At 70.6% G+C, this 10,101-nt stretch carries 6 protein-coding genes and 1 pseudogene; 3 read left to right on the top strand and 4 right to left on the bottom strand.

All coding sequences use genetic code 11. The annotated features are described in order from the left end of the window. Together MJ797_RS24230 and MJ797_RS24235 are read left to right on the top strand one after the other, a co-directional pair. Positions 1-303, top strand: a pseudogene (locus MJ797_RS24230) (TadE family protein); the annotation flags it as partial. Further along, positions 300-830 (top strand): pilus assembly protein TadG-related protein, encoded by a 531-nt coding sequence (locus MJ797_RS24235; protein WP_239341607.1) that lies wholly within the window; start codon positions 300-302, stop codon positions 828-830. The pseudogene MJ797_RS24230 and the gene MJ797_RS24235, both read left to right, overlap by 4 nt. 353 nt (positions 831-1,183) lie before the next feature. Here the strand turns inward: MJ797_RS24235 and MJ797_RS24240 are convergent, their stop codons facing one another. The 4 genes from MJ797_RS24240 to MJ797_RS24255 all read right to left on the bottom strand — a co-directional run bounded on the left by MJ797_RS24240 (position 1,184) and on the right by MJ797_RS24255 (position 6,178). After that, positions 1,184-2,401, bottom strand: coding sequence for a hypothetical protein (locus MJ797_RS24240; RefSeq protein WP_239341609.1), 1,218 nt, complete (start codon positions 2,399-2,401; stop codon positions 1,184-1,186). A gap of 81 nt (positions 2,402-2,482) precedes the next feature. After that, complete coding sequence (locus MJ797_RS24245; RefSeq protein WP_239341611.1) at positions 2,483-4,729, bottom strand: hypothetical protein; 2,247 nt, start codon at positions 4,727-4,729, stop codon at positions 2,483-2,485. Positions 4,730-4,773: 44 nt separating this feature from the next. Further along, entirely contained in the window at positions 4,774-5,088 is a 315-nt protein-coding gene (locus MJ797_RS24250; protein ID WP_239341613.1) for a helix-turn-helix transcriptional regulator, read from the bottom strand. Positions 5,089-5,092: 4 nt separating this feature from the next. Further along, positions 5,093-6,178: a tyrosine-type recombinase/integrase gene (locus MJ797_RS24255; protein ID WP_239341616.1), complete on the bottom strand. Its 1,086-nt coding sequence runs from the start codon at positions 6,176-6,178 to the stop codon at positions 5,093-5,095. 197 nt (positions 6,179-6,375) lie between these two features. On the opposite strand from MJ797_RS24255, the gene MJ797_RS24260 reads away from it, so the two are divergent. Next, the gene (locus MJ797_RS24260; protein ID WP_239341618.1) at positions 6,376-9,417 is read left to right on the top strand and encodes a BTAD domain-containing putative transcriptional regulator; all 3,042 of its coding nucleotides are present in this window, start codon (positions 6,376-6,378) and stop codon (positions 9,415-9,417) included. The last annotated feature ends 684 nt before the right edge of the window (positions 9,418-10,101 follow it).

Genomic DNA, 10,101 nt, shown 5'->3' on the forward strand with positions numbered 1-10,101 from the left:
GCCACTGCCAGCCGCAGCCCCGTCCAGGCGGCCCGCGCCGCGGACAGCACCGCCCGGGCCGCGGTCGCCGGCCATCCGGCGGCCTGCCAGGCAGTCACCGTGACCCTCGACGCCGGTGGTTTCACCCCCGGTGGGACGGTCACCGTCACTGTGTCCTGCACCGTCGGGCTGTCGGACCTGACCGGTCTCGGCCTGCCCGGCACCACCACGATCACCGGCCGGGCGGCCAGCCCGCTCGACATCTACCGCGCCCTCCCGCCTGGGTTCACGGGTCGGGATGCGTCCGGTGGGAGCCGGACATGATCCTGTCCCGACAACGACGGCGCGGCCAGCCCGGGGGTTTCGCCATCCGGGCATGGCGGCACGGCAGGGGAGACGCCGGGGTGGTGACCGCGTTCACCGTCGTGTTCGTCACCGCGCTGATTCTGGTGGCCGGCCTTGTTCTCGATGGTGGGCTTGCGCTCGCTGCGAAGGTCCGGGCGATCCACACCGCGGAGGAGGCCGCTCGGGCTGGCGCCCAGGCGGTGGACCTGGCCGGCTACCGGGCCGATGGCCATGTACGTCTGGACCCGGCCGGGGCCCGGCAGCGGGCCCAGGCATTCCTGGCCGCCGCCGGTGTTGCCGGCACTGTGGTGGTGACCGGGACGCGGGTCACCGTCACCGTCCACGCGACCGTTCCCACCCAGCTGTTGTCCCTGGCCGGGCTGGACCGGCTGGAGGTGTCCGGGGTCGGTGCCGCCGAGGCGGTCCGCGGCATCGTCACCGAAGAACGTGGGTTCACGAATTCTGAAGCGCGTCCGCTGGCGAACCGAAGTGGTGGTACCGCGTGACGCGCTCAGATACAAGCGCCGGTTCGCGAACCGGCGCTCTGCCGGTGGGCGGCCTGGCGCAGGCCGACGAGCGTGGGCAACGTCCAGGCCGCCGGATAGTTGAAAGCGGCCTTGGGAGATACGACGGTCCAGATCGCTCCGGCGATGGGGCTGGTGGACCCGACCGGGGCTGCCGACTCGCGTGTGCGGCTGACCCACGGCGTCGCCGGCATTGGCACCTCGAGCCTGCTTGCCGACGTCGGTCGCAAAGCGGCCGACGCGGTGCGGCGGTTCAGCGTTCGGGCTTCTGGCCACGATCAAGACTGCCGGTAACGCCCCCGCGGTCTTGCGACGGGCCGTTGGCCGGTTATGTTCTACGCACTCCTTGGCAGGGCGAACGGCAGAAGCGCGAAGTGGATCTCACGGTTGGGGTCCCCGTTGGCGTGCAGCACGAAGTCGTGCCGCTCGTCGGTGTCGTGTGCGCCGCGCCGTTTGAACGTCGGGTACTTCTCAATCTCGGTAACGGCTTTCTCGATCGCGGCGGTGACGTCGAGGCGGTCGATGAACAGCAGCAGCGCGGCCTTGGTGTCGCGCCAAACGATGTAAGGAAGCATCTGGTCGAGTGTCTTGGGGACGGTCGAGGGGCCGTTCCAGAATTTGCACTCACCGATGAAGACGTTCTCGTCGCCTTCACGGATAAGGATGTCGGTCCTGCCCTTGCCGTTGAAGACCTCGCCGGCCGCGTGTCCTTCGAATACAGCGTTGAGGGTGATCAACAGTACGTCGCGGATCTCTTCTTCGCCCAGTTTCGCGACCGTGGACGGGCTGCGCTCGAGCGCGTTGCGAGAGTTGCGCAGCACGGCGAGTGCGGCTTCGTAGTCGGCGTTGGTGAGGACGGGCTCGGGTGCGAACGGTTCGGAGGACCGGGGTCGACGAATGGAAATCTTTCGCCGGATAACGGGTACGGCGTATTGGGTTGCGTCCGGCCGCTGCCGGATCGAGAATCCCAGCCCAGCCTCAAGACGCCGGTCGGCCAGCAGCTTCGCGCGCCTGTCGGAGACGAAGCCAGGCACTGCCTCTCGGATCGCAGTATTGTGTCGCTCGATATCCGATCGGGCCCAGTTCAGATGTTCTTCGATCATGTCAAGGCAAGCGTCGAATTGTGCGCGGGCCGACGTCGGGTCGAGGTCGGAGGAGTCGGCGATCAGGGTAAGACGAATCTCGTGATCGGTCACTTTAGCGTACGGGGGGTGCCGTCTGCCCTGCCTGGCGCGCATTTTGAACACCGCTGGGTCGCCGTCGAAGGGCACGGCGATGACAAGCTGGGTCCGGCGGACTTCATAGCTTTGCCCAAGGCCTCCTTCGCGCCGCTCGATGAGTTCGGGTGCCCGGATGGTTTCGGTCAGCTTGCGGTGCAGGGTCGGACAAGCGAGGCTGTACTCGCCGACGAGGTAGTTCACGACGTCGTCCGTCGGAGTCGCGAGCAGCTCGTCGGGGTTCCAGCCGTTGACTGCCTCCCTCAACGCGTCGACCCGGCCTTGCAGGGCGTCCATCAGCGGGCCACCGGCAAACAAGGCATCTTTCTGCAGCATCGCGCTGGTCGTGGGGCGCACCTCCCCAGTCTGATCCCCATCTCAGCGGGCTGGTCGTGCGAGGTCGTCGCCTCCGGGCAGTCAGAGGGTCGGCGGCTTGTCCAGGTGGGCGATGGCGGGGTGGTCGACAGTGGCGGTGTAGCGCTGGGCGCCGGCGACCGACAGGCCGAACAGGTCGCACAGCCGGCGGACGTCGCCGCGGGTGGCGTGCGCTTCGTGCAGGATCCGGTCTTCGCGGATAGCCTGCGCGGACAGGCCGAGACGATGGGTGATCCAGTCGGTCTGGGCAGGTGTGGTGGTTCCGGCGTTTTGGTGGTGGATGAACAGGTACGGGTTCGCGCTGCTGGGCCAGCGGCGGGTGCGGTAGTCCAGGTAGGCGGCGAGGCGGTCCCGGACGGGCTCGGCGAGCTGGATGACCCGGCCAGGCAGGTGCAGCTGCCCGTCGCGGATGTCGGCCAGCGTCAGCCGGGGCAGCTGCCGGGGTTCCAGGGCGCAGAACGCCAGGAGCGCCGCGATAGCGGCGCGCACCGGATCGTCGGTGGACACGAGCGCCTCGCGCAGCTTGGCCAGGTCGGTGGGCAGCGGCTCGCGCTTTTCGGGCGACCCGGTCGCGATGTGCGCGATCGGATCCGTGAAGATCACTTTGCGGGCTCTGAGCGTTCCAAAGATCGATCGCAGGCCGGCGCCCATGGTGGCGCGCGGGGTCCCCGACGGCGGCAGGCAGGCCCGTACCTGCGCCGGCGAGATCTCGCGCAGCGAGACATGACCATCGCCGGCCCATGCCTGCAGGGCCGGCAGCGCCCAGCGAAGTTTCACCCGGATCGTGTTGGGGTGCCGGCGCCGGGTCCGTGGCGGGGTGGTGCTGCCGTGCAGCAAAGTGTCGAACCATGCCTGCAGCTCGGCGGTCATCGGTTCGGGCAGGCCGGCGACTGTGCGGGTGAACCATGCCTCGATCGACGGGGTGCTGTCGTCGACGAACATCCCGGCCTCGACGAGTACCTCGCGGACCGCGCGCATCGGCGCGCCGATGCCGACCAGGGCCGCGACCTCGGTCGCCTTGAGTGGCGCGCCGGGGACGTCTTGCAGGCCGAGCAGGATCCGGATCGCCTGCCGCGTCCGGATGGCCGTGTTCACGCTCCAGCCGTGCCGCGCAGCGTGGTCGCGGACGTGGCGGTCGAAGAGTCCGGCCATCTGTGGGTCCTTCGGCGCGGGGAAGCCAGCGCCGCGGCCGGCTGCCAGGTCGCGTGGCATCTCGAGCAGCACCAGCTGGTACCACCCATCCGCGCGGACCTCGCCGGGCGTCGGCGGCGGCGCTGGCTGGTCCCGGTCACGGCGGCCGTGACCGGCGCGGTGGAACATGTCCGCCAAGAACAGCTGCTGGCCATGCCGGTTCGCGGCGACCGGGTCGCCGATGCCGTCGGTGGAACGGATCAGTGCCGCGTGCGTCACGCACAGCCGGCAGATGCCCTCGGCGAGGTGGACGTCGCGTTCGCAAGCGCGGCAGCTACCGACGTGCGGATGGTTTCGGCGCCACGCCCGGCAGCCCTGACAAAACCAGCTGTTGACCCGCCACGTTCCCCACGCGTAGCAGTCGGGGCAGGAATCGGCGATCTGCGGTGCGTACTTATGGCAACGGACGCACAGGCCGGCGCTGTAATAGTCCTTCCGTGCCCCGCATCGCCGGCACGGCGGCGCAGTGACCGGGCCGCCCGGAGTGCAGGCGTAGCAGTACCGACTGCGCGGGTCCTTGACCGGCGTCCGCCGGCAGGTCGGGCACAGCCGCGGCCGGGAAGCGGGACGGCGCGCCACGACACCCCACAGCGGAAGCTGCTCGACGCGGACCCGCCGACGACCGGCCGCGCCGGCGCTGCCGCGCCAAGAGCCCGCCGGCGGGACCTCGGGTTGACCGCCGCGCCACGAATGCAACTTGACGGCGAGGAACAGCTGCTGCCATGCCGTTGCGGCGCCGGGCACATCACCGGGCTCGACGCCCGGCACGCACGGCGGCTGCTTACGGCACAGCCGGCAGACCATCTGGCTATCGACGTGCAGCCGGCGGCCGCAGCGAACACAGATCGTGACTGTGGCATGCGTACGGCGCCAGCTCCGGCAGCCCGCGCACAACCGTTGCCCGGCCGCCGACACCCCCCAGGCGTAGCAGTCGGTGCACGACTCGACCGGCCGAGGGGCGTGGCGGTGGCAGCGGGCGCACAGCCCCGCGCTGTAGTAGTCGTCCGCCTCGCCGCAGCGACAGCACGGCGGCGGGCGGAAGGGGCCGCCCGGCAGGCAGGCGTAGCAGAAGTCCACCCGCGGTGCCGTCCACGCCACCGGCCGGAGCCCGCATGTCACGCACGGCCGCGGAGGACCCCCGCTCACGCTGGCGGCACCGACCGATGCCGCCCCAGCCGTGGTGTGATGACCGGACCCGACCGTACCTCGGCGACTCGCGCCGGTCGTCGGGCCGCCACCACATCCGGCTCCCGGACGAGCAGATCCGTCGGGCAGCAGTCCAGAACCGCGCAGATCACGTCCAGATCATCGAGGCGAATCGACGTCGGATTCCCGGTCCACAACGCCGACATTTTCCCCGCACTGATTTCCAACCCGGCCTCCGCGAGCCGGCGACGCATCTCGGTGGACTTCCAAATCCCCCGCTCAGCGGCTTTCATCCGCAGATTCCAGCGCATCGTTCTACTCCGTTCCGCCGGCAAGCCGGGCCGCCACCCGCTCGTTCGCCGCCACCCACGCCCGCTCCACATGGTCGTCACAGACATGGATATACCGGGTCGTTGTAGACAACCAAGAATGACCCAAAACCTCCTGAATGGCCTTCAAATCCAGGCCGCGGTCATACAACGAGGAGGCGCAAAAGTGCCGCAGCGTGTGCGGTGTCAGCCGACCCGCCCAGGCCGGCAACCAGCGGGCTACCGCGACCGCCAGCCCAGCACGCAGCGCATCGTCGCCGATGCGCGTACAGCGCCCGCTCAACCGATCGCGCCGCTCGCTCGGCAACAGCGGCGCATCCGGATCCGCCCAGTCGTCGCCGAACTGGTGACGCACGTCGCGCATCCACCAGGCCAGCAACACGTCAACCTGATTGATCGCCGGGACCAGGCGGGTCCGCGGGCCGCGGCCTCGGCTGCCCTTGCCGAACCGCACATGGAGCTTGCCCCGCTCGCCCAGATCCGCGCGCCAGTCCCGGATATCCAACATCACCGTCTCGCCGATACGCAGCCCGGCGCGGCGCCACAGCGACGCCGCGAGGTAGTCCCGGGCCGCCGGGAGGAACTTGCGGGCATCCGGCAGCGCCTCGCGCCAGGCGGTGAACAGCATCTCGACCTCGTCCGCCGCCGGTGGGACGCGCGCCGCCCCATAGTCAGCCTTCGCCGGCCGGTTGAACTCGTCGATCGGCTGGGTCAGCACGCTGCCGGTCAATGCATGCAGATCGCCCTGGTATCGGGCGATAACGAACTCGAAGAATCGCGCCAGCGTGTTCGCTCGCTGTTGAACCGTCATCCGGGCCAGTCGCCGCTCCGTACGCAGGTACGCGAGGTACCGGTCAGCGTCCTGCGGCTCAGCGGTCCACACCGGGCGACCCAAAAACCGGATAAACCCGAACACTGCGACCCGGTCCCCGGTCAAGGTCTTATCGGTCAAGCCGGCGCCTACCCCGGCAAGCAGGTACTGATCGACGAGTTCTTGCTCAAAATCCTCAATTTCCTGCGCCGTGGACAGCCGTCGAGGCGCGGACAGCGACCGCACGACCGCCAGGCCCATCAATGCTCCGCATCACTCAGACGGCTCATCTGTCGAGATGGGAGGCAATGCTTCACGAATCCCGACGTCCGATCAACTTCCATCGGTCATCCAGCGTGTCCGACCGCACAGGCACAGCAGTCTCAGCACGGGATCGAACGCTCGAGGGAACACGCGGGTGTTCCTGCACCTGACCCGGCCCCGCCGGGCGGCCGGGAATGACGCCCCGCCGTCCCCGGGGCCAGGTCCGCCCGTCGGTCACCGCCGGTCTGGCCGGGGTCGCCGGCTGGCTCGGCTGGGCCGGGCTTGCGCTGCTCGTCCTGGTGGTGTTGCCGGTCATGGTCGGGCGGGTCGTCGGCTGGCCGCTGCCCCACCGGATGCCGACGTGGGAGCAGGTCCGGGCCACGCTCACGACCCGTTATCCCGACCAGCGGATCTACCTCGATATCCTGGCCTGCCTGTTCTGGTATGTCTGGTTCACCCTTACCGCCTGCCTGCCGGTCGAGTTGGCGGTCGCGCTACGGGGCCGGCGCCGTCCCCGCCTGCCGATTCCGGGTCCTGGTCAGGCGCTGGCCGCTGCGCTCATCGGCGGCCTGCTGCTGCACCCCGGCGACGCCCGCTCGCACACCGCGCCGCGGAGCCCCGGGGATGCTGTAGCCCTCGCGGCGGTGCGCGCCGCCGCGACCGCGCCGCTACTGGCCGGTACTACGCCCGTGGCCGCATCCGCCGCGCCCGGACCGGCGCCGGACACCGGCCCGCAGCAGACCCCGGCCCGCTTCTACACGGTTATTCGTGGCGACACTCTGTGGGATATCGCCGACCGGCAGCTCGGTGACCCGCTGTACTACCGCGAGCTGTTCGCGCTGAACGCCGGCCGCATCCAACCCGACGGTGCCAGCCTGAGCGACCCGAACCTGATCCGACCCGGCTGGACCCTGCTGCTCCCCGCACTCGCAGCGCCGCCCGCGCAGCGTGATGCGGCGTCCCGGTCCGACCCGACCGGCGCTCCCGACGGGCGGCGACCAGCCGGCCCGTCACCCGCCGCGTCGTCCCCGAACCCGGACCCGGTCGCCGCGGCGGGCCACGGTGCCACAGCGGCACCGGCCCCAGCCCCGGTTGTGACGTCTCCCCACGGCGCCACTGCGGCACCGCGGACGAACCCGCCCGCAGCGGTGAGCGGAGCCCCTGCGCCGTGGACCCCGGCCGTCTCCTCGCCCGTGACCCCACCACCGGCGACCACCGCGCCGCCGACGCACGAGCGGCCGCCGCCACCGGGTGACGTGCGGCCCGCCGCCCCGGACCGCACGCACGGCATCCCGCTGCCCTCCGGCGCGATCGTCGGCATGGGACTGCTCGCCGCCGTCGCCGCCGCGGTCACCCTCGCGCGGCTGCTGCGCCAGCGGCGCAGGCCCGTGCCGACCCCGCCCGGCGAGCCCGTCCCCACCGACCCACCCCTACCGATCATCGTGCGGGAGATCCTGCGCGCCAGCCGGACACCCGCGCCCGCCGACGAGGACAACGATTTCGCTCACAATGATCTGTCCCTGCCCGGTCCGCCGCCGGTGGCCGTCGGGAACCCGCCGTCTCCGCCGCCGGGTGGCGGAGACGAACTGCCCGGCGTCCTGGCCCGCGCCGGCAGCCTGAACCTGGACGGGCCGGGCGCACCCGCCGCGGCCCGCGCGATCGCTGTCACCCTTCTCGCCGATCACCATCGGTATCCCCGCCCGGACCGGCCCTGGCCCGCCCGTCTGATCATCCCCACCGCCGATGCCGACCGGCTCGCCATGCCCCGTCCGGTGCTGGCCGTCCTCCTCGAGGTCACCGTCACCCCGACCCTGCCCGCAGCCCTCGACCGCCTGCACGCCGAGCTCCTCCACCGCCATCGGCTCATGGCCGAGGTCGACACCGAGAGCATCGCCGAGCTCCGGAGGGCCGCACCTGATGAGATGCTTCCAACTGTTCTGCTCGTCGCCACCGTCGAGGGCGATTCGGCCAGCCGGCTGACCGCGCTCGCCGCACAGGGCCGCCCGTTCGGCCTGTACACGCTCGCTCTCGGCCACTGGCCGGGGCAGACCAGCTACTTCCTGGATGCCAACGGACGGCAGACCGCTCCCGGCGGCGGTGCGGGGGAACAGTGGTGGCAGCTGAGCCCGGCCGCGGCCGGTGACCTGCTCGATCTCGTCGCCGCCGCCCACGACCTCCACCCGCCCGCGGCCCCACCGCCGCCCGCCGCCCCGGTGCCAGTGCCGGTCGGCCGGGTCCCGCGAGCCGACATCGGACGGGAACCGCCGCAACCCCTGAGCCTGACCGATCCGACTCCCGACACCGCCTCACCCTCCGTACGACAACCGGATACCCCACGCGGAGCCGACGTGTCCCCCGCCCCGGCCTCGGAGCCGCTTTTTGAGCCCACCGTCGGGACGGGCGCGGCCCGCCGGGCCCATGTGCTGCTATTCGGCCGCCCGGCCATCACCGTCGACGGCGCCGCGCTGACCCGCGGCCTGCGGACCCTCAGCCTCGAGGTCGCGGCGTACCTCGCGTTCCACCCCGCTGGTGCCGACGGTGAGGCACTGGCCACCAATCTGCTACCCGATCATGACCCGCGCAAGGCCCGCAACCAGATCTACCGGGCGATCGCGGTGCTGCGCGATGTACTCACCGCCGCCACCGGCGACACCGCCGCCTACCTGACCAGCGGCCCGGCTGGTTACCGCCTCAATCCGGATCATGTCTCGGTCGACCTGTGGGACTTCCACCACGCCCGCCGGCACGCCGGGCGCGCCCGCGACGACGCCACCCGCATCACCGCACTCACCCACGCCGCCGAGCTGTACCAGGCCCGACCACTCGGCGACACCGCCTACGACTGGTCCACCCCCCACATCACCGCCGTCGAACACCACGCCGTCGACGTCCTCGCCGATCTTGCCGACCTTTATGCCGCGGACAACCCTGACCGGGCACTGACCTACCTCGACCAGGCCATCACCCTCACCCCGCACGTCGAGGAGCTGTACTGCCACGCGATGCGCATCCACGCCACCCGCGGACGCCTCGACTCCGTCCGCCGCACCTACCAGCGGCTCCGCGACGCCCTTGACACCCTTGACGTCGACCCCGCTCCGGCCACCGACGCCCTGATGGCCCGCCTCACCCGCGACCCGGCCACCCCCACGATCACACATCCCACGGTCGAGAGATCCCGCCGCATCATACGACCCGCCACCCGCCCCGGCGACCTGCCAGGCGCCGGCAGCTGAGACCGCCCAGGAAGCGCGTCGCAGGTGAACTCTGGAGCGGGTCATATCAGCCAAGAACATGCCAGCACCCCACCCCGGAAAAGAGGCCTGACCCGGCCCCGAACCGGTGCGGCGACGACCACCGCCGAGGGATCGGGATCCCCTTGGGCCGCAGGGGAGGCACACGCTGCTGATGCCGGCCACGGGTGGCCCGGCGGCCGGCTGGCCAGCCTTCTGGCCGAGCGTCGTGCGGGGCCCGGGCCGACGCCAGCGACCGCCGGCTGGCTCTGGCGGTTGGCCGACCTGCTCGCCAGGCATGGTAGGGGCGAGAAAAAAGTGGAACAGCTGCGAAGGTCCGGTTTGAACCCGGACGATTCGATCGCGTTTGGTTCGGCCTGCTGTGTTCCGATCACATTGGGAATCAAGATCTTTTTCCGGATGTGATCGGATAGGTTGCAAGCGTTCGTGACGATCAAACCGCACACAGGCGGTCGGTGTCGTGGCAGGTTCCGTCGCCTGCCCGCCGGGCTGACCGTAGGGCTCGAATCCGGTCTTGGCTCAACTGATCATGGATGTATTGTGGCGATGCTGTCCACCCACCAATCCCGCGGACGAACGTGAACATGGCCGGCGGTTGACCGTCTACCTGTGGCGCGGCTCGGACGAGACCACCCCGACCTTCATCCCATCCAGCACCTAAGGACT

It is taken from the genome of Protofrankia sp. CiP3, assembly GCF_917627345.1.
Classification (GTDB): domain Bacteria; phylum Actinomycetota; class Actinomycetes; order Frankiales; family Frankiaceae; genus Protofrankia.